Consider the following 24,506-nt stretch of genomic DNA (forward strand, 5'->3'; position numbering starts at 1 on the left):
GACACCGTACCTGCTCGTAATCCGAACGAGACCTACTCGGTCCAGCGAGCGGTGTGATTCCAGCGCTAACCGGTCGTTCCGCGGGTGCGCTCCCGATCGTGGTCCTGCGGGGTCCGGCAGCAGTGCTCGAGCCACAAAGCCGCTGCTACCAGGGCTGCGGCGGACACCACGCCGACCACCGCGGCCCGGGTGTCGAGCACCGCGGCGACGAGTTCGTCACGTCGGGGAAAAAGATAGGCGAGCGCCGCCAGCCAGGCGCCCGCCATGAACGCGCCGGCGAGTGACGAAGCCTTGGCGAGGGCCACCGACCGGGCTACCCCGATCGCGGCAACGACCCGGCCGCTCTTGATCCGCGACCGGATCGAGAACGCCAGCACGGCCTCGATCACGGCCAGCACGGCGAAGGTGACGCCGGCCAGCAGCGGCAGCTGCGGGAGCGAGCCGTAGGCCGTCAGGAAGAGCAGGTAGCCGAGGCCCAGGCCGAGCAGACCCGCGACGGCGAGGTCTCGGGGCCGGGTGAAGTGCATACCTCAACCGTACCGTGGAAGAGTTGACTCTCCACCGACTGGAGAGTTCATCATGCGTTTTGTGGGCACCACCGCGACCTTCACCATCGGCGAGCTGTCCCGGCGGACCGGCCTGCCGGTCAAGACGATCCGCTTCTACTCGGACGAGGGCCTCCTGCCGCCGACCGAGCGGACGGACGCCGGTTACCGGCTCTACGACGCGGCCGCGATGGCGCGCCTGGAGCTGGTCCGCACGCTGCGGGAGCTGGGTCTCGGCCTGGCCGACGTCTCCGCCGCGCTGAGCCAGTCGACGACCGTCGGCGAGCTGGCGGTCCGGCACGTCGAGGCGCTCGACGAGCAGATCCGGCGGCTGCGGCTGCGCCGGGCGGTGCTGCGCGCGGTGGCCAAGCGCAATTCCGAGCTGGAGGAAGTGAACCTGATGAACCGTCTCGCGTCGATGTCCGACGAGGAGCGCAAGCGGCTGGTCGACGAGTTCTGGGACGAAATGGTCGCCGGGCTCGACATCGACCAGGACTTCTACCGCCGCATGCGGTCGGGCAAGCCGGAGCTGCCCGACGACCCGACACCGGAGCAGCTCGAGGCCTGGATCGAGTTCGCCGAGCTGGTCCAGGACCCGGATTTCCGGGCCTTGATCCGCGGCATGAGCGAGACCCAGGCGAAGCAGATCAGGGACGGCGAGTTCCAGCAGCCGGCGGAGGCCTGGCGCACCCACTGGAACGAGTGGCTGGCGCGGGCCCAGGAAGCCGTCGACGCCGGCGAAAGCCCGACGTCGGAAGCAGGGCAAACGCTTGCGGCCGACATCGCGGCCGCCTCCGCGCGGCCGGACCAGGACGCGGGATCGGCCGAGTTCCGGCGAGAGCTGGCGGACCGCTTCGCGGCGAGCGGCGACGCCCGCGCCGAGCGCTACTGGCAGCTGCTGGCCACCATCAACGGCTGGCCTCCGGTCGCGACGACGCAGCCCGCGGTCGGTTTCATGATCGCGGCCCTGCGCGGCTGACCGCACCGCGGCTACCGTTCGACGACCGGCCGGGAACAGACCGTAACGAACACGCCCGAACCGCCGATGTGAATTCGTTTCAGCCGAGTTCGAGGTCCGTCCGGCGGACCGTCGCCACCTCGTCCGCCGGGCGGCTCTTCAGCAGATCCGCGATCGGGCCGTGGCCCGGCAGCACCGCCGCCGGGTCGATCTCCACCCAGGGCACCAGGACGCTCGCCCGGTCCGGGGTGCCCGGGTGCGGCAGCAGCAGCTCCGGGTCCTCCGACGTCACGCCGTCCACCGTGACCACGTCGACGTCCAGCGTCCGCGGGCCCCAGCGCAGCTCGCGGACGCGGCCCGCCGCCTGCTCGGCGGCCTGGCCCGTGCGCAGCCACGCCCAGTGGTCGCGGGCCGGGTCGTCGACCACGCACACCGCGTTGAGGAAATCCGGCTGGTCTTCGACGCCCCACGCCTTGGTCTCGTACACGCTCGACACCGCGACCAGCGCCGGCCGGACGGCGTCGAGCGCCAGCTGCAGGAACCCGAGCCGGTCGCCCAGGTTGGAGCCGAGCGAGAGGACCGCCCGGCTCACCGGTCGCGCCGGACCGTGACGGCCACGTCGTCGAACGTCAGCGGGATCGGCGCCGACGGCTTGTGCACCGTCACCTCGACCGCGCTGAGGCGCTCGTCGCGCATGACCTCGTCGGCGATCTTGCCCGCGACGCTCTCGATCAGGTCGTACGGCTCGCCCGCGACGATCCCCGCCGCCAGTTCGGCCAGCTCGCCGTAGTGCAGGGTCTTGGTCAGGTCGTCGGAAACGGCGGCCGGCCCGAGGTCGAGCCACACCGTGACGTCGACGACGAACTCCTGGCCGTCGCGCTTTTCGTGCTCGAACACGCCGTGGCGCCCGAACACGCGCAAGCCGGTCAGCGTGATCCGGTCAGCCATCCGTCCTCCAAGCGGCGGCCACCGCGACCGCGTCCAGCGAAGCCCCGACCTCGTGCACCCGCACACCCCACGCGCCGGCCGCCGCGGCCAGCGCGGAGATCGCCGCGGTGGCGTCCTCCCGGCCGGCCGGCGGGCGCGGTGTCCCGTCCTTTTCGGACAGCAGGCGGCCGAGGAACCTCTTGCGCGAAGCGCCGACGAGCACCGGGAAACCGAGGGAGAGCAACGAGTCCAGCCCGCGCAGCAACGCCCAGTCGTGCTCGGCGTTCTTCGCGAACCCGAGCCCGGGGTCCAGCACGATGGCGCTCTCGGCCACGCCGGCCGCCAGCGCCGCGTCCACCCTGGACAGCAGCTCGGCCCGCACGTCGGCCACGACGTCGCCGTACTCGGCGAGCGCCTGCATGTCCTTGCTGTGCCCGCGCCAGTGCATCAGCACCCACGGCACCCGGGCATCGGCCGCGACGCGCGCCATGTCCGGATCGGCCAGCCCGCCCGAGACGTCGTTGATCACGTGCGCGCCCGCCTCGATCGCCGCGGCGGCGACGGTGGCCCGCGTGGTGTCGACCGACAGCGCCACGCCTTCGGCGGCGAGCGTCTCGATCACCGGCAGCACGCGCTCCAGTTCGGTGGCGGCGTCCACCCGGGACGCACCCGGCCGCGTCGACTCGCCGCCGACGTCGATCAGGTCGGCCCCGCGCACCCACATCTCGCGGGCGTGCTCCAGCGCCTGGTCGAGGCCGAGGTAACGGCCACCGTCCGAAAAGGAGTCGGGCGTCACGTTCAGCACGCCCATCACCACGCACCGGCCGGGCGCGGGGAGCCCCACGTTCACCGGCGGGCCCGGATCAGATCGAGTGCCTCCGCCCGGGAAGTGGCGGAGTTCTTGAACTGGCCCCGCACGGCGGAGGTGGTGGTGCGCGCGCCGGGCTTGCGGATGCCGCGCATGGCCATGCAGAGGTGCTCGGCTTCGATCACCACGATCACGCCGCGCGGTTCGAGCTTGCGCACGATCGCGTCCGCCACCTGCGACGTCAGGCGTTCCTGCACCTGCGGCCGCTTGGCGTAGAGGTCGACGACCCTGGCGAGCTTCGAGAGCCCGGTGACCTTCCCGGCGGCGTTCGGGATGTACCCGACGTGCGCGACGCCGTGGAACGGCACCAGGTGGTGCTCGCAGCTGCTGTACATCGGGATGTCGGTGACCAGCACCAGCTCTTCGTGGGACTCGTCGAACGTCTTGTCCAGCACCGCGTCCGGCTCGGTGTACAGGCCGGCGAACATCTCGCGGTAGGCCCGGGCGACCCGGGCGGGCGTGTCCTTGAGGCCATCCCGCTCCGGGTCTTCACCGCACGCCAGCAACAGCTCGCGGATCGCCTTCTCCGCCCGGTCGTGGTCGAAGACCGGGCGGTCGGCGTCACTGAGGCTTTTCTGGTCCATCCACGTCACGACGCTCCCCCTCGCTCTGCTGGTTGCCGGCTTGGTCGGCGAACCAGCCGTGCTCACGAGGGCGTTCTTCGGCACCGGGCCGCCACGACTGGCCCGGCTGGCCACCCGGCGAGGTGGCCGGGGTCCAGCCCGGAGGGGCACCGTAGTTCGGCGGGCCGCTCTGGCCGGACGGCTGGCTGCCGTAGGCCTGCGGCCAGTGCGCGGTGCCGTTCGGGCCACCGTTCGGGCCGCCGTAAGGACGGCCACCGTTCGGGTAGGCGCCCGGCTGCGGCGGGGCGTACGGGTTCGCGTTCGGGTCGCCAGGGGTGGGCGTCGGGTACGGCGGCCCGCCCGGCAGGTCACCGGCGCCCTGGGCGGTGCCGACCGGGGTCGGCTCCGGCTTGAGGACCGGCTTCTCCTTCTCCGGCGGCGGCCACGGCTCGCCGCGCTCCATCGCCAGCTCGCCCGGGGTCTTGATCGGCGGCTTGTCCGACGGCGTCCGCTCACCGAACTCGTTGAACACGGTGATGTGCGGGCGCTTCTCGACCGTGGCGAAGATCCGCTCCAGGTCCTTGCGGGTCAGCGTCTCCTTCTCCAGGAGCTCGATGACCAGCTCGTCGAGCACGTCGCGGTAGGTGTTCAGCACGTGCCACGCCTCGGTGTGCGCCGTCTCGATGAGCTTGCGCACCTCCTCGTCGATCTCGTGCGCCACCTCGAGCGAGTAGTCCGCCTGGCGGCCTGCCGACCGGCCGAGGAACGGGTCGCCCTGCTCCTGGCCGTACTTGACCGCGCCGAGCCGGGCGCTCATGCCGTACTCGGTGACCATCGCGCGGGCGATCTTCGTCGCCTGCTCGATGTCCGACGACGCGCCGGTGGTGGGCTCGTGGAAGACGAGCTCCTCAGCCGTGCGGCCACCCATCGCGAAGACCAGCCGCCCGATCATCTCGGAGCGGGTCATCAGGTCCTTGTCGTCCTCGGGGACGAGCAGCGCGTGCCCGCCTGTGCGGCCGCGCGGCAGGATGGTCAGCTTGTAGACCGGTTCGATGTCCGGCATCGCCCACGCGGCGAGCGCGTGCCCGCCCTCGTGGTAGGCCGTGATCTTCTTCTCCTTCTCGGAGATGATCCGGCTCTTGCGGGCGGGGCCGCCGACGACGCGGTCGACCGACTCCTCCAGCGCCGCGTCGGTGATCACGTGCCCGTTCTGGCGGGCGGTGAGCAGCGCGGCCTCGTTGAGCACGTTCGCCAGGTCGGCGCCGGACATGCCGACGGTCCGCTTGGCCAGGCTGGTCAGGTCGGTGCCCTGGGCGATCGGCTTGCCCTTGGCGTGCACCTCGAGGATCGCCTTGCGGCCGCGCAGGTCGGGCGCGGACACCGGGATCTGCCGGTCGAACCGGCCCGGGCGCAGCAGCGCCGGGTCCAGGATGTCCGGCCGGTTGGTGGCCGCGATCAGGATGATGCCGCCGCGGGCGTCGAAGCCGTCCATCTCGACGAGCAGCTGGTTCAGCGTCTGCTCGCGCTCGTCGTGCCCGCCGCCGAGGCCGGCGCCGCGCTGGCGGCCGACCGCGTCGATCTCGTCGACGAAGATGATGCAGGGCGCGTTCTGCTTGGCCTGCTCGAACAGGTCACGCACGCGCGAAGCACCGACACCGACGAACATCTCGACGAAGTCCGAGCCGGAGATCGTGTAGAACGGCACACCCGCCTCGCCGGCGACAGCGCGCGCGAGCAGCGTCTTGCCGGTACCCGGCGGCCCGTAGAGCAGGACGCCCTTCGGGATCTTCGCGCCGAGCGCCTGGTAGCGCGCCGGGTTCTGCAGGAAGTCCTTGATCTCGTACAGCTCTTCGACGGCCTCGTCGGCACCCGCGACGTCCCCGAAGGTCGTCTTGGGCATGTCCTTGTTCAGCTGCTTGGCCTTGGACTTGCCGAAGTTGAGGACGCGGTTCCCGCCGCCCTGCGCGTTGTTCATCATCCACATCAGCAGGCCCAGCACGAGGGCGAGCGGGATGGCGAAGATGAGGATCTGCGTCAGCACGCCCTGCTGGGTCACCTTGGTGGTGAACTTGATCGGCTGGCCGCCTGCCTTCGCCGCGATCAACGAGTCGTAGATCGGGCGGGTGGCGTCCGCCGGGTACTGCGAAATGATCTGGGTGACCTGCTGGCCGTCGACGTCGACAGGCTTGTTCAGCAGCAGTTTGAGCTGCTGCTCCTTGTCCTCGAGGCTGGCTTCCTTGACGTTGTTCGAGGTGATCTGGGAGTTCGCCACCGAGATGGGTGCCTGGGTGTACCCACGATCACTGTCGAAGATCGTGTTGTACGCGAACAACGCCAGCAACCCCGCGACGATCCACAGCAGTGGGTTCCTGAGCACGCTCTTCCGGTTCATACGACTCGGCCCTGGTGGCCTCGACCCTCCCTGGTTGGGCGGCTCCTGTGATACCCGCCATCACGATCTTGACAACCCGTGGTGCCTGGACACCTGCCCATCAGGGTACCGCCCGCTGCCGCGTTCATCCCCTGTGAGCCTCTCGCAGGTCAACGGGCGATAGCGCCCCCGGGTTCCCGGCCGGTGTCCGCGGTGGTCACGCTAGCGCGTGCCGTCCGACACACTGTTCACCATCTCGCCCAGCCGGGTGCGCAGCGTCGCCGGGTCCGCCGGGGCCACGGTGACCCACTCGCGGCCGTCCGTACCTGCGCGGGAGAGGCTGAGGTAGCGCCCGGTCGCGGTGTCGAACCAGGCCAGCACCCGGGACCGCTGCTTGGCCCCGACCTGCGAACGGCTGTTCGCTGCCAGCTGACCGCCGCGCTGCCGGGGCTGCCCGGAGATGCGGCCGTACGCCTCGCGCGGGTCGGCCGTGACGCGCTCGCTCAGCGGGGTCCGCCGCGCCTTGCCCCGGCGTTTGTCTTCTTCCTCACCCGGCGCCGACGGCAGGGACACCGGCACCCGGATCGGCGGGGTGCGCAGGGCGTCGTCCAGCGGGAGTGTGACCGACGCCTCGCTGCCGCGCGGCCCGGCCGGCAGCAGCCCGATGACGGCGGAGACCAGGCCGTCCGGCGGGACGTCCCGCAGCCAGATCCCGTCGGCGTCCTGCACCGCCAGGACGCCCTTGGTCTCGTCGGCCGCCGCGAGGACGCCGACCGTCGGGGCTTCGAACTGCGGGATGTGCAGCGCGTCGATGGTCAGCGGGGCGAAGGCCAGCAGGTGCAGGGCGTCCTCGATCGGCGGCGCCAGCCTGCCGCGCGGTTCGCGGACGCCACGCGCCTTCAGCTCGACGTCGACGCGGTGACGCAGCGACACGCGCTCGTCCTCGGTCGCGCCGTGCGACCGGACGATCAGCGGGTACGGCAGCTCCCCGACCTGCGCCGACTCCCAGAGGAAGTCGAACGCCAGTGGCGAGAAGAACTCTTGCATCATCACTCTCCCGGATCGGACTCTTGCTCAGCGTAGCCCGCACCACCGACAAAACCGGACGGCTCCGGGCAGGCCGCGCACGTCCGGAGACCGATCTTTCCAGAGGCGGCCGGTGCCACTTTCAGCCGTGCGGACCCCGCCTCGGCAGCGCCGAGGAGCTCAGACCGAGCTGGTCGTCGAGGCGCCGGCGAGCATCTCGCCGAGGCGGTGGCGCAGCGTGGCGGCGTCGGCGGGCGCGATGGTGATCCAGTCGCGGCCGTCGCGGCCACGGGTGACCTGGGTGAAGTAGCGGCCGGTCTCGGTGTCGAACCAGCTCAGCACCGGGGTGCGGGTGCGGCCGCCCAGCCTGCTGCGGGCGTTGGCGCCGATCTGGCCGCCGCGCAGCCGCGGCTGGGCCTGCAGCCGGGCCAGCGCCTTGCGGTCCTCGTCGGCCGACGCGCGCTCGTCGCCGGGAGCGGGGGCCCGGCCGGTCAGCTGCTCCAGCGGGACCGTGATCGACTTCTCGCTGCCGCGCGGGCCACCCGGCAGCAGCGACACGATCGCGCTGGCCAGGCCGTCGGACGGGCACGGCTGCAGGTGCAGGCCGCGGGTGTCCTGCACGGCCAGCAGGCCCTGCCCGCCCAGCACGCCGGCGATCGCGAGCAGCGGTTCGGCGTCCGGGGCGATCAGCTGGACCGCGTCCAGGCTCAGTTCGGGGCTCGCCAGCACGCCGAAGTAGTCCTCGACGTGCGGTTCGGGCCGGCCGCGGCCGTCGGCGAGCCCCCGCGCGGTGAGGCCCTCCAGCGTGCGTTGGCGCAGCAGCGACCGCTCGTCGACGGTCGCGCCGTGCGAGCGGATGCGCAGCGGGTACGGCAGCTCGCCCAGCCCGGCCGACTCCCACAGGAAGTCCACCTCGACCGGGGTGAGCAGCTCAGCGTTCGGCATCGAGCCACCCCCAGGTGAAACCGGGCCGGGCACACGTCGGTGTGCCCGGCCCGGAGGATCAGCGGTCTTCGTCGTCGTCGGACCACGCGCCGATGACCGGCGGCGGGGTCGCCTGGTTCGCGCCGAAGGCCTCGTCCGGGTCCGCCTCGATGAGGAAGGACGCGTGCGTGTGCTCCTCGTCCTGCTCGCCCTGTGCGGTCTGCGGGGCCATGCCGCCCATGCCCGGGTTCATCGGCGGCGGGGTCTGCCCGCCGATGGTGCCCGCGGACGAGACGAGGCCCTGCTGCGGCGCCTGGGCCGACGCGGCGCTCTGGCCCTGGCCGTCGGCCGCCGCCAGGCTCGTGTCGTTCTGGGACTTCGCGCCGGACTTGCTGCCCGCGCCCAGCGCCCGCGAGGCCAGCGCGCCGAGGCCGCCCGCCACGCCACCGAGGCCGAGGCCCATGCCGATCTTGCCGAGCGGGTTGCCGCCGCTGCCGGTGTGGCCGCCACCCGGGGCGACGCTGCCGGTGCCCGTACCGGTGGTGGTGCCGGTGCCCACGCCCGCGGCCGTGCCGCCCGGGCCGTCGCTGCCGAGCGAGGCCGCGTCCGCGCCGAAGGCCGCCGGGACGCCGGCGTGGCCGCCGTTCGGGCCGACGACGCCGGCGTGCTGCGCGCCGAACGTGCCGCTGTGGCCGCCGAAGCCCTGGCCGCCGGAGGCGAAGACCGCGCTGCCGGCACCAGGCAGGCTGTCGACCGGGCCGCTGCTGCCGACGCTGTGCACGGCGTTGAACGAGACGGAGTTGTGCGACGCCGTCGGCTTCATGCCGAGCGACTCCGGGCCGAAGCTCGGGGTCGAGTTGTCGACCTCCTTCATCGCCTGGGTGTAGGCGTTGAAGAAGGCGACCTGCTGCGCCTTGACGTCGTTGGCCGCGTCCGCCTGCGCCTTCTGGTCGGCGATCAACGCCGCCGGACCGCCAGCCAGCGCGGCCGCCATGGCCTGCTTGGGGTCGAAGTCCTTCGGGGCGGGCATCTTCTTGACCTCGGCGGCCGCCGCGGCCTGCTTGGCGAGCCGGTCGGACATCGTGTGCGCGGCGTCGGAGGCCTGCGAACCGGAGTTCGCGATGGCCACCAGCGCGCCCTGCGCGCCGGCGGCACCCCGGCCGACCCACGCGTTGCCCAGCTCGGCGATCGCGTTGTACAGGTGGTCGGAGGCCTGCTTCAGCTCGGAGCCGTGGTGGGCCCAGACGTGCCCGGTCGCCTCGGCCGTGCCGGGGTCGTTGTTGTTGACCGCACCGGCGTAGAGCTGCTGGCTTTCCTGCGCGTTCCAGTTCGGCGGGTTGGCGATCGCCCGGTCGCTGCCCATGTCGAACCCGCCGGCGCTGCCGCGGGCGCTGTCGACGATGTTCTGCGCCGCGGAGTTGTCGCCGAGCGGGACCACCGAGCCCGGGTTCGCCGCCTGCTGGTCGCTGTGGTTCGGAGCCATGACTACGAGTTCCCCCTTGGACTCAGGCGTTGCGGAACGGGTCGGCCGCGGCCTGGTCGACCTCGTGGTAGCGGGCCATCGCCGTGACGATGCCCTCTTCGGCGGCGGAGTACTGGTCGAGCAGGTTCTGCAGCGCGGCGGCGTAGGAGTCGCCCCCGCCGTCCGCGCGCTGCACGAACTTCGCGGCCATCGCGTTGCCGACCGGGTTGTCGCCGAGCTTCGGCGGCTGCGCGAGCGTGCCCGCGCCGGCCAGGAGGGCCTCGACCGCGTCCTTGCCGGTGCGGATCTTGTTCAGCACGGCCTGCGCGGCGTCGGGGTCGACCCCGACCTGACCCGCCGCGGCCGCGGCCTTGAAGGCGTTCGCGTCGGCAGCGCTGCTGTTCCCCATCTGCACTCTCTCCCGTTCCCCCGACCCGGTCACCGCGGGCACGAATGGTCTTCGCATAGGTTAACGCACGTGATCAGAGCCTATGACGCAAACTTCGTGCCCGGGGTTCCGCGGATCCGGTAATTGCGGTGAACGGTCGGTGAACCGCCCGGGACGGCTACGAGGTGTAGACCTTCGGGTCCAGGGTGCCGATGTAGGGCAGGTCCCGGTACCGCTCGGCGTAGTCGAGGCCGTAGCCGACGACGAACTCGTTGGGGATGTCGAAGCCGATGTACTTCACCGGCACGTCCACCTTCACCGCCTCCGGCTTGCGCAGCAGCGAAACGACCTCGAGCGACGCGGGGTTGCGGCTGGCGAGGTTCTTCAGCAGCCACGACAGCGTCAGGCCCGAGTCGACGATGTCCTCGACGATCAGGACGTCCCGGCCCGCGATGTCGCGGTCGAGGTCCTTGAGGATCCGCACGACGCCGGACGACGAGGTCGCCGATCCGTACGAAGACACGGCCATGAATTCCAGCTGCGTCGGCAGCGGCAGCGCGCGGGCGAAGTCGGTCATGAACATGACCGCGCCCTTCAGGACGCCCACCAGCAGGAGTTCGCCCTGCCCGTTGGCCGGATAGTCGGCGGCGATCTGCTCCGACAGCTCCGTGATCTTGTCCTTGATCTGCTGCTCGGTGACGAGCACGGAGGCGATTTCGCCCTCGTACACGGGTCATTCCCCTCGTGTGGTGGGTTGGGAGGTGACGCAGAGCCTGCCACGGCACCGGCTCGCCTCCAAGTTGCCCGGCAGCCAGACGCCGCCCTGACCACGCCACCGGGCGACGAGGCCGTCGACCGCCCGCAGGTGCGCGTCGGTGAGCTCGCGCACACCCGATTGCAGCAGCCACCTGCGGATAACCCGGCGGCGGATCGCCGGGGGCTCGGTCGCGAAGACGCCGATTTCCAGCCCTTCCGGACCGCCCGCGCGGGTGAAGATCAGGTCCGCCACTGTGTCCAGCGCCTCATTGTCTTCACGCAGTTGCGCGGCTGTGCGGGCGAGTGCGGCGGCCACCCCGCCGTTGAGGACCTCCTCCAGCAACGGCAGGACTTCGGTGCGCAGCCGGACGCGCGTGAAGCGCGGTTCGGCGTTGTGCGGGTCTTCCCAAGGCTCGACGCCGAGCTCGGCGCACGCGGCCCGGGTGGTGGCCCGGCCGACGGCGAGCAGCGGCCGTCCCCACGGCGGGTCGTGCGGCCGCATGCCGGCGACGCTGCGCGGGCCGGAGCCGCGGCCCAGCCCGAGCAGGACCGTTTCGGCCTGGTCGTCGAGGGTGTGGCCGAGCAGGACGAGGCCGTGCCCGGCCAGCGCCCGGTAGCGGGCCTTGCGGGCGGCGGCTTCCGGGCCGCCGGGGCCGGTGACGGCGACCTCGCGCACCTCGGCTTCGTCGACACCCAACGCCTTCGCCGCGGCGGCCGCGTCCGCGGCGACCTTCGCCGAGCCCTCCTGCAGCCCGTGGTCGACGACCAGCGCGCGGACGGCGTGGCCGCGATGGTGCCCGACGTACGCGGCCGCCTCGGCCAGCGCGAGGGAGTCGGCGCCGCCGGAGACCGCGACGCACAGCTCGGACGGCGGGCTCTCGACGGCTTCCAGGAAGCCGCGGACGGCCCGGCGGACGGCCGTGACCGCCGGCCCGGTCATCCGTGCAGGCGCCGGACCCACGCCGCCGGGTCGGAGATCTCGGCGCGCGACGGCAGGGTGTTCGGCGACCGCCAGACGGCGTTGAAGCCGTCCATGCCGACGGCATCCACGACGTGCTTCGTGAACTTCGCGCCTTCTTCGTACTGACGGATCTTCGCGTCGACGCCGAGCAGCGCGCGCAGCAGCCGGTCGAAGACGCCGCCGCCCTTGCGCCGGGCGGTGAACCGCGCGCGGATCTGCTCGACACTCGGCACGACCTGCGGGCCGACGGCGTCCATCACGTAGTCGGCGTGGCCCTCCAGGAGCGTCGAGAGGGCGAGCAGCCTGTCGAACACCGCGCGGTCCTTCGGCGACTGGAGCAGCTCGGCCAGGTTCAGCTTCGGGCCCTGCTTGATCGCCTCCGGCAGCCGGCCGACCAGGTCGGCGAGGCTGTCGGTGGTGCCGCCGGCGAGCCCGGAGACGAGCCGCTCGACCTCGTCGGCGAAGTAGTCGCGCAGCCACTTGACCGCGGTGAACTGCAGCCGGTGGGTGCACTCGTGCAGGCAGACCCACAGCCGGAAGTCGTGGCCGGGCACGTCCATCGCCTGTTCGGCGGCGACGACGTTCGGCGCGACCAGCAGCAGCCTGCCTTCCTTGTCCGGGCCGCCGAACGGGTCGTACTGGCCGAGCACGCGGCTGGCCAGGAAGGCGAGCACCAGACCGGTCTGGACGCCGGCCCCGCCGGCCAGTATCGGCCCGAGCGGCCCGCCCTGCTGCGGCAGCGCGCGCCCGGTCAGCGCGTGCAGCCCCGCCGCGGCCGACCGGACCCAGCCCGGCCGGTCGACGACCTCGCCGGGCAGCAACGGCAGGTCGAGCCCCAGGTTCGTCAGCTGCCGCACGTGCCCCTCGGCCTCGACGGTCAGCTCGCGCAGGTCGGTGACGGCCTCCTCGGCCCGTTCCCGCGGCACCTGCGGGCCGCCGCGCACCAGCATGGCGCCGGTCTGCGCGGCGATCCCCCAGTCGACCATGGGCCGGGTCTGCGTTTCCTGACTCACCCTTCCGACGCTACCTGCCCGGTGCGGGTTTCCGGCCACGATCTTCGTACGGTTCGGCCTCCGCTAGGCGCAGCCGCACTTGCGGAGGCTCGTCGCGAGGGCGTCGATCGCGTCGCGGCCCGGCTCGGTGTCGGAGCCGTTGGACATGAACGCGAACACCAGCACCCGGCCGTCCTGGTCGAGGACCAGCCCGGCGAGGGTGTTCACCCCGGTGAGCGTGCCCGTCTTGGCCCGCACCCAGCCGCGGCCCGCCTGCGACGCGGCCGTGTCGAACCGCTTGTCGGCCAGGGTGCCGGAGCCGCCCGCGACCGGGAGGCCCGCCAGCACCGGGCGGAGCTTCGCGGTGCCCGGGTTCTTGCCCTCCGGCGCCGCCGCGGCCGCCAGGACCTGGGTGAGCAGCCGGGCCGGGATGCGGTTCAGCGACGAGATGCCGCTGCCGTCCGAGAGCGCGACGCCCGAGACGTCGAAGCCGTGGTCCTTCAGCACCTTGAGGGTCGCCCTGGCCCCGCCGGCGTAGCTGGCCTCCTCGCCGTTCGCGAGCGCGACCTGGCGGGCGATCGCCTCGGCGAGGACGTCGTCGGACAGCTCCATCAGGTCGGACACCAGCTCGGTCAGCGGGGCCGACTTGACCTCGGCGACCACCTTCGCGTCCTTGGGCGCGGTCGCCTGGCCGCCCGCCGACACCCCCAGCTTCGAGGCGATCGACGAGGCGAGCGCGCTGCCCGCGTTCGCCGTCCGCTGCGAGTTGTTGTCCTTGGGGTTGATGCGGCCGCCGTCGGCCATCACGGGCGCCATCTGCGTCGCGTACGTCGACGGCGCGTCGCCCGCTTCCCAGCCCGGTGCGGTCGTCGCGCCCTTGAACAGCGTCAGGTCGACCTGGACCTTCTTGACGCCCGGCACCGCCTTCTTGACCTGCGCGACGAGGTCGTCGACGTGCGCGGCGCCCGGGTACAGCGGGGAGTCGGTGCCCAGCGGCAGGTTGGTGATGGTCGTGTCGCCGCCGCCGACCAGGATCACCGTGCCCGGGTCCGCACCCTGCACGACCTTGGTCGGCAGGCGCAGGTTGTGGTCCAGCGAAAGCAGCGCGGCCGCGGAGGTGAGCACCTTCGTCGTCGAGGCGGGTGTCACCGGCGACGCCGAGTTGCGGTCCCACAGCACCGTCCCGGTCGTCGGGTCGATCACGCTTCCGGTGAGCTGGCCCAGCGCGCCGTTGCCCGCCGCCGAGGCGAGGGCGGCCTTGACGCCGTTCGCGGTCGGCGTCGCCCCGGACGTGGCCGGCCCCTGCAGCTGCCGGGCGGCCGCGGCCGGCTCGGGCGCGTCGCCCTTGGGCGCGTTCGGCGCCCACGGCAGGGCCAGCCGGTTCGCCACCTTCGGCATCGCCGCGGCGACCCCGCCGCCGGCCAGCACCAGCAGGACGACCACGACGATGGCGATCAGCTTGCCCTTACGCCGCTTCTTCGGCGGCTCACCGGCGGCCGCCGGCTCGGCCGCGGCCGGCGGCTCGGCGGGCGGCTGCTCGCCGCGGGGCGGCTCCGTGCGCTGCTGCGGCTGCTGCTGGAAGACGCCGGGGAACTGGGTGGGCCGCTCGATCCCGACGGTCGCCTCGGCGTCGAACCGCTGCCCGTCCGGTTCGATCCGCTGCGGCCGGGCCAGCGTCCCGGCGGACGCCGACGGCACCACCCCGCGCGGCGGCTCGGGCAGCGCCGGACGCCGGTCGCCCGGCTCGGCAGGCCGGTCGCCGGCACGGTCTTCCCGCAGCTCGATGCGCTGGCTCCAGGGCGCGGCGGGCTGCGGGGCTTCCGGTTCTTCGCGGCGCTGGGCGGCCGCGCGGTTCAGCTGCTCTTCACGGCGCAGCTGCTCCTCGCGCCAGTGCTGGAGTTCCTCCCGCCACTGCTGCTGCGGCTCCTCCGGCTTCTTCTCCTCCCGGGGCGGGACGTGGCGCTCGACCGGCACCACCGGCACCGGCCCGGACGGCACCGCCTCGATGTACTGGGTGCTCTCCCCGGCCGAAGCCGGCGCGTCCGGCTCGAGCTCCGACTGCTCGACACGGATGTACTGCGTGCTCTGCGACGGGGTCGCCTCGGCCGAAGCCGGCGCGTCCGGCTCCAGCTCGGCCTGCTCGACGCGGATGTACTGGGTGCTCTCCGCCGGGGGCTGCGGCGGGGTCGCCGCGGGCGGCTGCGGGTCCTCCTGCCGGGCCGGCGGCTGCTTCGGCGTCCGGCTGCCGAGCCGGTCGGCGAGGTCCTGCTTGGCCGGGGTCGGCGGGGGCGGCGGCTCCTCCGCCGGGGCGTTCAGCCCGGGGACGGGCTCGGGCGGGACGTTCGGCGCGAACCACGACCCTTTGGGGGCGTCACTGGCTGTGACCTTGGGCACGCCCGGGCCGGTCTCGGCGGCCTTCGGCGGGTCGGGCAGGGCCATCGGAGTGGTCTCCCGCGCGCCGGACGACGAGCGGTCTTCGTCCGACGAAGGCCACATCGGCTGGTCGTTTTCCGGCACCCACCACTCCTTCTCACCTGCCCCGGGAGGGGCCAAGCTCACATGCCGCGTGGCCGACATCGATGCGGCTCCCCGGCAGGGCGTAGTCCACACTAGGAGACGTCAAGACAGTCATGAAGGTTGCCGCCCGCGACGCGTGGCATGCCGGGACCTAAAGAAGTAGTGAGGACAGGCGTGGAGTTCGACGTCACGATCGAAATCCCCAAAGGGGAGCGCAACAAGTACGAGGTCGACCACAAGACCGGCCGCATCAAGCTGGACCGGACCCTGTTCACGGCCACGCAGTACCCGGCCGACTACGGCTTCATCGACGACACCCTCGGCCAGGACGGCGACCCGCTCGACGTGCTCGTCCTCGTCCAGGAGCCGACGTTCCCGGGCTGCCTGATCCGCTGCCGCGCGATCGGCATGTTCCGGATGACCGACGAGAAGGGCCCGGACGACAAGGTCCTCGCGGTCCCGACGAACGACCCGCGCCTGGAGCACCTGCGGGACATCCACCACCTGAACGAGTTCCACAAGCTGGAGATCCAGCACTTCTTCGAGGTCTACAAGGACCTCGAGCCCGGCAAGAGCGTCGAAGGCTCGAGCTGGGTCGGCCGGTCCGAGGCCGAAGCCGAGATCAAGCGCTCGCTCGAGCGCGAGGTCGACCGCCTGGCGAAGGAAGAAGCCAACGGCGGCCACTGAGCCCGCGCGGAGTCCATTCACGAGAAGGCCCCCTCGGGAGATCCCGAGGGGGCCTTCTCATTCCCCGGTCAGCGCAGCACGCGCGGTCAGTGGGCCAGTGCGAGCGCCGGAGCGTCCGCTTCGGCTTCGGCGCGCTGCTCCATCGCCGACTTGTCCGACAGCGGCTTCTCCTTGAGGAACCACACCAGCGCGAAGCCGACGGTCAGCACGATCCCGCCGACCAGGAACACCGTGCTCATCGACTCGGCGAAGCCCTGCAGGATCGGCCGGGCCAGCGTCGGGTCGAGCGTCGAGAGGAACGACGTGTCGTTGACGTCGAGGCCGCTCTGCATCTGCTTCGCGAACTCCGGGTGCTGCGCCAGCGCCGCGGTGTAGGCCGGCGTGGTCATCGCCGAGCGGATGGCGTTCGCGATCCGGTCGCCGACCGTGCCGAACAGGATCGACAGGAACACCGCGGTGCCCGCCGTGCCGCCGATCTGCCGGAAGAACGTCGCCGCCGAGGTGGCGACCCCGATGTCCTGCGGGCGGACGTCGTTGGTCGCGGCCAGCACCAGCGTCTGCATCGAGGCGCCGAGGCCGAGGCCGATCACGAAGGCGATCACCATGACCAGGGCCAGCGAGCTGTCGACGGTGATCGTGGACAGCGCGAACAGCGCCGCCGCCATCAGGCCGATCCCGGCCACCGCGAACATCTTGTACCGGCCGGTGGCCGCGATGATCCGGCCGCTGGTCAGGCTGGCGACCATGATGCCGAGCGTCAGCGGCAGCATCTGCAGGCCGGCCTGTGTCGGCGTCGCGCCCTTGACGATCTGCAGGTACAGCGGCAGCGACATCATCGCGCCGAACATCCCGGCACCCTGCACGACGGTGACGACCGTCGACATCCGGAACACCGGACGGCGGAACAGGCGCAGCGGCAGCAGGGCGGCGTCGCCCATCCGGCGTTCGATCCAGACGAAGGCGGTCACGCCCAGCGCGCCGACGACGTACATGGCGATCGAAGCGGCGGAGCCCCAGCCCCACTCACGGCCCTGCTCGGCGACGATCAGCAGCGGCACCAGGCCGGTGGCCAGCGCGACGGCACCCCAGTAGTCGACCTTCTGGTCCACGCGGGTGTGCGGCAGGTTCAGCACCTTGGTGACGACGACCAGCGCGGCGAGCGCGATCGGGACGTTGACCAGGAAGACCCAGCGCCACCCGGTGATGCCGGCGAAGGTGTCGATGCCGGCGAAGAACCCGCCGACGACCGGACCGGCCACGCTCGAGATGCCGAAGACGGCCATGAAGTAGCCCTGGTACTTGCTGCGTTCGCGCGGCGCGGTGATGTCGGTGATGATCGCCAGCGCCAGCGACATCAGGCCACCGGCACCGAGGCCCTGGAAGGCCCGGAAGGCGGCGAGCTCGTACATCGACGTCGCCATGCCGCTGGCCAGCGAACCGACCAGGAACAGCGAGATCGCCGTCAGGTACATGGGCTTGCGGCCGTAGAGGTCGGACAGCTTGCCGTACAGCGGCGTGGAGAGCGTCGCGGTGATGAGGTACGCCGTGGTGGCCCAGGCCTGCAGGGACAGGCCGTGCAGCTCGTCGGCGATGGTGCGCATGGAGGACGAGACGATCGTCTGGTCCAGCGCGGCGAGGAACATGCCGAGCATCAGCCCGGACAGGACGGTCAGGATCTGGCGGTGGGTCAGTTTGCCGTTCGTAGCGGCTGCTCCTTCCGCCGTGGTGGTGTCGCTCATGGTGGTCTCCCTCGGGAAGTCTCCGCGTAGTTGCTTGTACCTCTCAACTACTTGCCTGAGCCAAGTATTCCCCGGGAAGGTTGTACCGTGCAATCAAATATTCTGTGACGCCGGTCTCGCAGCTCGCTTGACGGCCTTTGCGACCACGGTGACCTCGGCGGACGGCACGTCGAGGCTCGTCACGAAGCTGTAGAGGTCACCCAGGTCCCGGCACCAGACGGCGGCCATCAGGTTGGTGACACCGGTGGTGGCCAGGGTCCCGTGGACCATCGGGTGCCCGGCCAGCGCTCGCCCGACCTCGTCGAGCCGGCCAGGCGGCACGGTCATCCAGACGTTGGCGTCGACTTCCAGCCCGAGCGCGCGGGCGTCGATGTTCGCGTAGGTGCGCAGGCGCCCGGCCGCGGCCAGCCGCTCGACCCGGCGGCGGACCGTCGACTCGGGCGCCTCGGCGGCCAGCTCGCCGGGGCCGAGCCGGGCGTCGGCCGCGAGCCGGGCCAGGAGGCGCCGGTCGAGGTCGTCGAGGGGCACATCCTCGCCGGGCGGCGGCGGGGTCAACGCGGCGACTTCCCCGGCGGTGAGCAAGCCGGTGCGCCACTGTGTCGCGTCGGAGAAGACGTGCAGGACCGAGTACGCGCGCAGCTCGGTGACGGCGGACGTCGACGGCAGCGCGTCGTGCACCAGCCGCCCGTCGAGGCCACCGAGCGCGACGGCGCTGATCTCCTCCCCACCGGCCAGGATGTCGACGAAGAGGACGTCGTCGCGGTTGGCGAGCGCGTCGGCGATCACCGGCGTCCGGCCGCGAAGCACCTTCACCCGCAGGAGCAGCGCGCCGCACAAAAGTGTGCCGCCAGGGCCCAGACAACCCCAGACCATCCCCCGCCCTCACCGGGGGGCGTCCCCAAGTCCAGTCTATCGGCAAGGGCCGACAAACCGGCCGGAAACGCACCCCGCGGGCGAAGCTGTCCACATCACGGCGTGCCTGTGGACAAGCCCCTGTCGGTCGACTTTCGGCCGCAGCTCCAAGTGGTCGAGTACTGCCGCAGCCCGAGCGGAAGCGACTGTGGACCATGCTGAAATCCGTGATCGACATCGTCGAAACCCTGGCCACCCGCGTCCGCGCCCCGCAACGGCCGCCCGCCTTTTTCGAGGAGCCCGGCAAAGTTTTCTCGGCCATCGAAGACCCCTCGCCGCGAACCTCCGATCCGCGCCGACCGGGCTGAGGCCGGCAAATTTCACCGACCTCCCGCGGGCGAGGTCGATGCCCTCGACGGCGCCGTCCAGCTCCTCCAGGGCCTGCCGCAGTACTGCCTCACTGTGACGCTGGTCCGCGACGGCGAGCCGGAACTCGCGGTGCTGCACTCACCGAACCTGAAAGAGACCTACGTAGCCCGGAAAGGCGAGGACACAACGCCGATCGCCCCCTCGCGGAAGCTCACCCTGGACGCCGTGGTCGCGGCGACCAGCCAGCCGCCGTTCGTCACGCAGCAGCCGGGCGTCGCGGAAGCCGCCGGGCGGTCGCTGACCGCCGTGCTCGGCGCGGTCGCCGCCGTCCGGAACCTCGGGCCGACGTCGTGGCAGGTCGCCGACGTCGCCGCCGGGCGGCTGGACTTCTTCTGGCAGTACGGCCGCGACGCGACGAACCTCGCCGGCGCCGCCTTGATCGCGCGGGAAGCCGGTGCGGTGGTCACCACCGCCGACGGCGTCCCGTGGACGCCGTCGGCCGGCAGCTTCCTCGCCGCCGCACCGGCTCTGCACCCGCGGGTGCTCGAAATCCTGCGTCAGGCCGAGTAGCCGGGGATCGGGAACGGCGCCAGGAACTCGCGGATCTCCGCGGCGATCGTGTCCAGCGCCGCCTCCTCGGACGCGGCCGCGGCCGTCACCGTGCGGTCGATCCACTCCGCCACCTGGACCTGGTGCTCCGGCTTCAGCCCGCGGGTCGTGATCGCGGACGTGCCGAGCCGGATGCCGGACGGGTCGAACGGCTTGCGCGGGTCGAACGGGACCGTGTTGTAGTTCAGCTCGATGCCCGCGCGGTCGAGGGCCTGCGCCGCCGGCTTGCCCGCGACCGCCTTGTTCGTCAGGTCGATCAGGAGCAGGTGGTTGTCCGTGCCACCGGACACCAGGTCGTAGCCGCGCGCCAGCAGCGCGTCGGCCAGCGCCTTCGCGTTGGCGACGATCGCGTGCGCGTAGTCGGAGAACGAAGGCTGCTGCGCTTCACCGAGCGCGACGGCGATCGCCGCGGTCGTGTGGTTGTGCGGGCCGCCCTGCAGGCCGGGGAAGACGGCCTTGTCGACCGCCTTGGCGTGGTCGGCGTCGGACAGGATCATCGCGCCGCGCGGGCCGCGCAGGGTCTTGTGCGTGGTCGTCGTGATCACCTGCGCGTGCCCGACCGGCGACGGGTGCGCGCCGCCCGCGACCAGGCCGGCGATGTGCGCGATGTCCGCGACGAGCACCGCGTCCACCTCGGCGGCGATCTCGGCGAACACCGGGAAGTCGATCGTGCGCGGGATCGCCGTGCCGCCGGCGAAGATCAGCTTCGGCCGGTGCTGCCGGGCCAGGTCGCGCACCTGGTCGAGGTCGACCCGGCCGGTCTCCTTGGCGACGCCGTAGCGCACCGGGGTGAACCACTTGCCGGTCGCGGACACGCTCCAGCCGTGCGTGAGGTGGCCGCCGTCCGGCAGCGCCATGCCGAGCACGGTGTCACCCGGCTGCGCAAAAGCCAGGTACACGGCCAGGTTCGCCGGCGACCCGGAGTACGGCTGGACGTTCGCGTGGTCGGCGCCGAACACGGCCTTCGCCCGCTCGATCGCCAGCTGCTCGACCTGGTCGATGAACTGCTGGCCCTCGTAGTACCGCTTGCCCGCGTAGCCCTCGGAGTACTTGTTGGTGAGGACGGATCCGGTCGCCTCGAGCACGGCCTGCGAGACGTAGTTCTCCGAGGCGATCAGGCGGATCTTGTCGTGCTGGCGCTTCGCCTCGTCCTCGACGAGCCCGGCGATGGCGGGGTCGGCGGTGGCGAGCGCGTTCAGTGCTGGCTGGTGTGTCATGGCGTACTCCGGCTCTGGAGTGGCCTTCACCCAGGCGCGCGGTGCCGGCCTCGTCGTCGCTTCCCGGTGGTGCTCCACCTCGATGGCGCCAGTCGCTGCTGCGCGGTAAAGCGTAGTCCACGGCGCTCGAAGCGCGGTGCACTCAGCCGACGACCACTCCCATCGACCGGGCCGTGCCCGCGATCGTGCGCATCGCCGCCTCGACGTCGGACGTGTTGAGGTCCGGCAGCTTGCGCTCGGCGATCTCCCGCAGCTGCTCCCGCGTGAGCTTCCCCGCGACCTCGTGTCCCGGCCGCGCCGACCCCTTGTCGCCCAACGCCTTCTTGATGAGGAACGACGTCGGCGGCGTCTTGAGCCGGAGCGCGAACGAGCGGTCCTCGAACACCGAGACGACCACCGGCACGACGTCGCCGCGCTGCGCCGCCGTCGCCGAGTCGTAGGCCTTCTTGATCTCCACCAGGTTGACCCCGGTCTGCCCCAGCATCTTGCCGAGGTCGACGACCGGGGCGTTGCCCGCGCTGAGTTCCAGGGTGACCCGGTGGGTGAGTTTCTTCTTCGGAGCCATGCCCCGAAGCTAGAGTCTCCAGTTACTGGAGGGTCAAACCGGTTTCGTGCCAGCGCGGTGCCGCCGTGCCAGCTCCTGGTAGATCGCCGCGTTGTGCTCGACCCACATCCGCGCCGAGTCGGTCAGCGGGACGAACTTCTTCGCCGGGCTGCCCATCGCGATGACCTCCTCGGGCACCTCCGTCGCCGGCGTGACCGTCGCCCCGGCCGCGACCAGCGCCCGCGCGCCGATCTTCGCCTTGTCGAGCACCGTCGAGCCGTTGCCGATCAGCGCCTGCTCCCCGATCGTGCAGTCGTGCACCAGGCACTGGTGGCCCACGGTGACGTTCTTGCCGACCTCGCAGACGCCGTCGTTGACGTGGATCACCGAGTTGTCCTGGATGTTGGCGCCCTCCCGGATGACGATCCGGCCGAAGTCGGCCCGGATCACCGCGCCGAACCAGATCGAGGCGTCCTTCTCGACGACGACGTCGCCGATGAGGGTGGCGGTGGGCGCGATCCAGGCGTCCGGGTGGACCTGCGGGCTGAGCCCTTCGAACGAGAACAGAGGCATGCCCGCACCCTAAACCGCGCAGGCCGCCTTCCCCGGCCGAGCGGGGAAGGCGGCTGTTCGCGGGCCGCGGCCGGCTGCTGGGGGTCAGCCGGTGATCGCGGCGTTGATCAGGATGTCCACGGCCTGGTCGTTGCGCGTGGTCTGCGGGACGATCTGCGTGTCACGCGGGTAGAAGCCGGGGCTGCTGCCCTTCGGGTACATCTCGAAGGTGAAGCTCCAGATCTTGTGCGTCGCCCACATCCAGTCGTTGACGCTGCCGTCGGTGATGTAGAGGTCGCTGGACTGCTCCGGCGTGTAGCCGTTGGTCGCGGCCATCTGCTTGCCGAGCGTCTGGAACTTCTGCGCCTCGGCCGCGGTCAGGCCCGGCGCGGTGTCGGCGTAGGTGTAGCCGAAGGGCCACAGCACCAGCTCGGAGTAGGTGTGGAAGTCGATGTGCGTCTTGATCTGCTGGACGCCGCCGACCACCCGCGAGTTCACCCAGTTCGAGACGGCGCGCGTCTCGGGCGCGGAGAACGCCGCCGTGCCGCGGTAGGTTTCGCTGGACGTCGAGCCGGACGAGCCGCCGCAGCAGCCCCACTTGTAGCCCCAGTTGCGGTTGGGGTCGGTGCCGGGACCCTGGCGGTTCTTGCGCCAGCTGTGGAACGTGCCGCCGGAGATGTCGTACTCGGAGCCGTCCGGGTTGACGCTGGGGATGACCCAGACCTCGGTGCTGTCGACAAGTCGCTTGATCGCGGGATCGGTGGCGTACCCGCTGGTCAGCCGATCGACGATGTGCAGGCACATCTCGGTGGTGAGGTGCTCGCGCGCGTGCTGGTTGCAGGTGAAGAGCACCTCGGGCTCGTTCTCGTCGGTGGCGGCGTTGTCGCTGATCTTGATCAGCGAGAGCGCCCGGCCTTCGTACGAGGTGCCGGCGCTGCCGAGCTTCGTGAGCGACGGGTGGTTCGCGACGGCTTTCTGCAGCTCGGTCTGCGTTTCGGCGTAGGTGTGGTAGCCGGTGTAGCCGGCCGGGAAGTCCGCGGCAGCCGCCGCGCCCAGCGGCCGGTCGACCTTGCCGAGCGCCTTGACGGCGAAGCCCTGCGCGCGCAGCTGGGCGGCTTCGCCGGGCGTGGCGATGACCGTGGTCGTGCCGTTCGTGCTGTCGAGGATGTCGGCACCGGTCTTCGCGACCTCGGTGCGCTGCTGGGCCGTGCCGGCGCCGGCGATCTCGTAGACCTGCGGGCCGTCGGGCTGGGCGGCACCGGCCGTGCCGCCAACGGTGAGCACCAAGAGGACCGCCGCGGCCGCGGCCGTGCACGTTCGTGTGCGCATCACGTCTCCTGCTCTCGGGGGTTCCCTCGACCTTGGCGGGAGCCGGACGGAGGGCACAATCCGGAGCAGTACGGATCTATTGGCGGTTTCTACCCGTAGTTCGCGAAACAGAGCGCCTCGATGTCGGCACGCAGCGTGGCGAACGGCCGCGGGCGCACCCGCTGCTGGACGACCGTGCCCAGCAGGTAGGACAGCAACGCCCGGGCGCGGGCCCGCGGGTCGTCGACGTCGAGTGGGGCGAGGAGCTCGGCGAGCAGCTCGGTGAGCGAGGTCAGCATGACGTCGATGGCCTGCGGGTGCTGCGCCCGTCCGGCGGCGATCCAGTACTCGAACCAGAGGAAGGCGGCGTTCGGGTTCGCGGCGAAGACGCTCAGGTACTCCTCGAGGACGGCGAAGAGCCGCTCACGGGGTTCGTCGTGCTTCGCGGCGACCTCGCGCAGGCCGGCGGCGAAGGCGGTGATGTGCGCGGCCATCGCCCGATCGATGAGGACGTCGATGTCGGCGAAGTAGTAGTGGATCGCGCTCTTGGTGAGCGGGCCGGCGTCGGCGATGGCCCGGACGGTGCACCCGGCGAGCCCGTCGCGGGCGAGGACGACCCGCGCGGCTTCGACGATCTGTTCCTGCTTGGCCAGCTGGTTCGGCGAGAGCCGCTCGCTGCGGCCGGGGACTGCGCTCACGGTGATTCTCGTTACCTTCTTCCTGGACGCCGGACCCCAAACCCTAGGGCAGACGTCCTGTCGGCGGCTTTCGGGTGAAAAACCGGATTGGCCACCCCGGTCCGCGCAGCGGACAATGCCCGGCATGGTGATCTCAGGGGACAAGGGGCTCAGCCCGGCTGCGCGCAGCCAGCTGGAGAAGGAAATCGCGAACTTGCGCGCGCAGCGGGAAGCCCTCGCGCCGCAACCCGGCGAACAGGAACGCACCGGGGACGCGGCGGACCAGGCGGACGTGATCGACCGGGCCGAGGCCGCGGCCCGCCTCGACCGCCAGATCGCCGACCTCGCGGCCAAGATGGAACACGGCGGCTACGGCAACAGCCAGCTCCCGGACGGCACGGTCGTCACGCTGCGTTTCTCCGACGGAGACGAAGAGACGTTCCAGGTGGTGACGGTCCCGGGCGAGGACGCGGACGCGATCACCTCGGACAGCCCACTGGGCCTGGCCCTGGTCGGAGCATCGGCGGGCGACGAGATCACCTATCGAACCCCCCGCGGCGACGCCAAGGCCACGGTGGTGAAGCTGACCCCGCCGAAGTAGGTTCCGCCGCCGAAGGGCCCCCGCCCGGGGGCCCTTCGGACGGGTGGTTCCCCTCTCGTCTCGTGGAGAAATTCCAGGAGTACCTCAAGTTAT

General features: G+C 71.6%; 26 protein-coding genes. 5 read left to right on the forward strand and 21 right to left on the reverse strand.

What is annotated here, in order from left to right; translation table 11 throughout:
- Window positions 1-65 precede the first annotated feature (65 nt).
- Entirely contained in the window at window positions 66-527 is a 462-nt protein-coding gene (locus tag ABZX11_RS04750) for a DUF3180 domain-containing protein (RefSeq protein WP_176174352.1), read from the reverse strand.
- Between the two features lie 61 nt (window positions 528-588).
- On the opposite strand from ABZX11_RS04750, the gene ABZX11_RS04755 reads away from it, so the two are divergent.
- On the forward strand, window positions 589-1,524 hold the full coding sequence (locus ABZX11_RS04755; protein WP_354909942.1) for a MerR family transcriptional regulator: 936 nt from the start codon (window positions 589-591) through the stop codon (window positions 1,522-1,524).
- Window positions 1,525-1,603: 79 nt separating this feature from the next.
- On the opposite strand, the gene folK is transcribed toward ABZX11_RS04755, so the two are convergent.
- The 13 genes from folK to dacB all read right to left on the reverse strand — a co-directional run bounded on the left by folK (window position 1,604) and on the right by dacB (window position 15,258).
- Window positions 1,604-2,095, reverse strand: a complete 492-nt coding sequence (gene folK / locus ABZX11_RS04760) for a 2-amino-4-hydroxy-6-hydroxymethyldihydropteridine diphosphokinase (RefSeq protein ID WP_354909944.1) — start codon at window positions 2,093-2,095, stop codon at window positions 1,604-1,606.
- Window positions 2,092-2,451, reverse strand: a complete 360-nt coding sequence (folB, locus tag ABZX11_RS04765) for a dihydroneopterin aldolase (protein WP_354909947.1) — start codon at window positions 2,449-2,451, stop codon at window positions 2,092-2,094. The genes folK and folB overlap by 4 nt, the downstream gene beginning before the upstream one ends.
- Window positions 2,444-3,241: a dihydropteroate synthase gene (folP, locus tag ABZX11_RS04770; RefSeq protein WP_354910444.1), complete on the reverse strand. Its 798-nt coding sequence runs from the start codon at window positions 3,239-3,241 to the stop codon at window positions 2,444-2,446. Before folP ends, folB begins: the two co-directional genes overlap by 8 nt.
- Before the next feature lie 35 nt (window positions 3,242-3,276).
- The gene (gene folE / locus ABZX11_RS04775; protein WP_176174348.1) at window positions 3,277-3,882 is read right to left on the reverse strand and encodes a GTP cyclohydrolase I FolE; all 606 of its coding nucleotides are present in this window, start codon (window positions 3,880-3,882) and stop codon (window positions 3,277-3,279) included.
- On the reverse strand, window positions 3,860-6,253 hold the full coding sequence (gene ftsH, locus ABZX11_RS04780) for an ATP-dependent zinc metalloprotease FtsH (protein ID WP_176174347.1): 2,394 nt from the start codon (window positions 6,251-6,253) through the stop codon (window positions 3,860-3,862). The genes folE and ftsH overlap by 23 nt, the downstream gene beginning before the upstream one ends.
- A gap of 201 nt (window positions 6,254-6,454) precedes the next feature.
- Window positions 6,455-7,282 carry an ESX secretion-associated protein EspG gene (locus ABZX11_RS04785; RefSeq protein WP_354909951.1) on the reverse strand — a complete coding sequence of 276 codons (828 nt, stop codon included), beginning with the start codon at window positions 7,280-7,282 and terminating at the stop codon, window positions 6,455-6,457.
- Between the two features lie 156 nt (window positions 7,283-7,438).
- The gene (locus ABZX11_RS04790) at window positions 7,439-8,203 is read right to left on the reverse strand and encodes an ESX secretion-associated protein EspG (RefSeq protein WP_354909953.1); all 765 of its coding nucleotides are present in this window, start codon (window positions 8,201-8,203) and stop codon (window positions 7,439-7,441) included.
- Window positions 8,204-8,261: 58 nt separating this feature from the next.
- Window positions 8,262-9,665, reverse strand: a complete 1,404-nt coding sequence (locus ABZX11_RS04795) for a hypothetical protein (RefSeq protein WP_354909955.1) — start codon at window positions 9,663-9,665, stop codon at window positions 8,262-8,264.
- Between the two features lie 22 nt (window positions 9,666-9,687).
- Window positions 9,688-10,053 carry a hypothetical protein gene (locus tag ABZX11_RS04800; protein WP_176174343.1) on the reverse strand — a complete coding sequence of 122 codons (366 nt, stop codon included), beginning with the start codon at window positions 10,051-10,053 and terminating at the stop codon, window positions 9,688-9,690.
- A 157-nt stretch (window positions 10,054-10,210) separates the two neighbouring features.
- A complete protein-coding gene (gene hpt, locus ABZX11_RS04805; RefSeq protein WP_176174342.1) occupies window positions 10,211-10,762 on the reverse strand; it encodes a hypoxanthine phosphoribosyltransferase in 552 nt (183 codons plus the stop codon).
- A gap of 3 nt (window positions 10,763-10,765) precedes the next feature.
- A complete protein-coding gene (tilS, locus tag ABZX11_RS04810) occupies window positions 10,766-11,728 on the reverse strand; it encodes a tRNA lysidine(34) synthetase TilS (RefSeq protein WP_354909958.1) in 963 nt (320 codons plus the stop codon).
- Complete coding sequence (locus ABZX11_RS04815; protein ID WP_354910446.1) at window positions 11,725-12,735, reverse strand: zinc-dependent metalloprotease; 1,011 nt, start codon at window positions 12,733-12,735, stop codon at window positions 11,725-11,727. The genes tilS and ABZX11_RS04815 overlap by 4 nt, the downstream gene beginning before the upstream one ends.
- 90 nt (window positions 12,736-12,825) lie before the next feature.
- Complete coding sequence (gene dacB, locus ABZX11_RS04820) at window positions 12,826-15,258, reverse strand: D-alanyl-D-alanine carboxypeptidase/D-alanyl-D-alanine-endopeptidase (RefSeq protein ID WP_354909960.1); 2,433 nt, start codon at window positions 15,256-15,258, stop codon at window positions 12,826-12,828.
- 174 nt (window positions 15,259-15,432) lie between these two features.
- Between dacB and ABZX11_RS04825 the strand changes: the two genes are divergently transcribed.
- Window positions 15,433-15,945: an inorganic diphosphatase gene (locus tag ABZX11_RS04825; RefSeq protein WP_176174339.1), complete on the forward strand. Its 513-nt coding sequence runs from the start codon at window positions 15,433-15,435 to the stop codon at window positions 15,943-15,945.
- An 86-nt stretch (window positions 15,946-16,031) separates the two neighbouring features.
- Here the strand turns inward: ABZX11_RS04825 and ABZX11_RS04830 are convergent, their stop codons facing one another.
- Complete coding sequence (locus ABZX11_RS04830) at window positions 16,032-17,684, reverse strand: MDR family MFS transporter (protein WP_354909963.1); 1,653 nt, start codon at window positions 17,682-17,684, stop codon at window positions 16,032-16,034.
- A gap of 93 nt (window positions 17,685-17,777) precedes the next feature.
- Entirely contained in the window at window positions 17,778-18,497 is a 720-nt protein-coding gene (locus tag ABZX11_RS04835; protein ID WP_354909965.1) for an Lrp/AsnC family transcriptional regulator, read from the reverse strand.
- A 266-nt stretch (window positions 18,498-18,763) separates the two neighbouring features.
- Here ABZX11_RS04835 and ABZX11_RS04840 point away from each other — a divergent pair, with 266 nt between their 5' ends.
- A complete protein-coding gene (locus ABZX11_RS04840) occupies window positions 18,764-18,904 on the forward strand; it encodes a hypothetical protein (RefSeq protein ID WP_354909967.1) in 141 nt (46 codons plus the stop codon).
- Between the two features lie 94 nt (window positions 18,905-18,998).
- Entirely contained in the window at window positions 18,999-19,475 is a 477-nt protein-coding gene (locus ABZX11_RS04845) for an inositol monophosphatase family protein (protein WP_354909970.1), read from the forward strand.
- Here ABZX11_RS04845 and glyA read toward each other — a convergent pair.
- From glyA to ABZX11_RS04870, 5 genes are all read right to left on the reverse strand, one after another.
- Window positions 19,463-20,731, reverse strand: coding sequence for a serine hydroxymethyltransferase (gene glyA / locus ABZX11_RS04850; RefSeq protein WP_354909973.1), 1,269 nt, complete (start codon window positions 20,729-20,731; stop codon window positions 19,463-19,465). The genes ABZX11_RS04845 and glyA overlap by 13 nt on opposite strands.
- Window positions 20,732-20,873: 142 nt before the next feature.
- Window positions 20,874-21,296 (reverse strand): 50S ribosomal protein L11, encoded by a 423-nt coding sequence (locus ABZX11_RS04855; protein WP_354909976.1) that lies wholly within the window; start codon window positions 21,294-21,296, stop codon window positions 20,874-20,876.
- A gap of 33 nt (window positions 21,297-21,329) precedes the next feature.
- Entirely contained in the window at window positions 21,330-21,848 is a 519-nt protein-coding gene (locus ABZX11_RS04860; RefSeq protein WP_176174334.1) for a gamma carbonic anhydrase family protein, read from the reverse strand.
- 84 nt (window positions 21,849-21,932) lie between these two features.
- On the reverse strand, window positions 21,933-23,156 hold the full coding sequence (locus ABZX11_RS04865) for a M14 family metallopeptidase (protein ID WP_354909979.1): 1,224 nt from the start codon (window positions 23,154-23,156) through the stop codon (window positions 21,933-21,935).
- Window positions 23,157-23,245: 89 nt separating this feature from the next.
- Entirely contained in the window at window positions 23,246-23,833 is a 588-nt protein-coding gene (locus ABZX11_RS04870; protein WP_013230483.1) for a TetR family transcriptional regulator, read from the reverse strand.
- A gap of 124 nt (window positions 23,834-23,957) precedes the next feature.
- On the opposite strand from ABZX11_RS04870, the gene ABZX11_RS04875 reads away from it, so the two are divergent.
- Window positions 23,958-24,413 carry a GreA/GreB family elongation factor gene (locus ABZX11_RS04875; protein ID WP_354909981.1) on the forward strand — a complete coding sequence of 152 codons (456 nt, stop codon included), beginning with the start codon at window positions 23,958-23,960 and terminating at the stop codon, window positions 24,411-24,413.
- Window positions 24,414-24,506: the final 93 nt, after the last annotated feature.

The sequence above is a fragment of the Amycolatopsis sp. NPDC004169 genome, assembly GCF_040610315.1.
Classification (GTDB): Bacteria; Actinomycetota; Actinomycetes; order Mycobacteriales; family Pseudonocardiaceae; genus Amycolatopsis.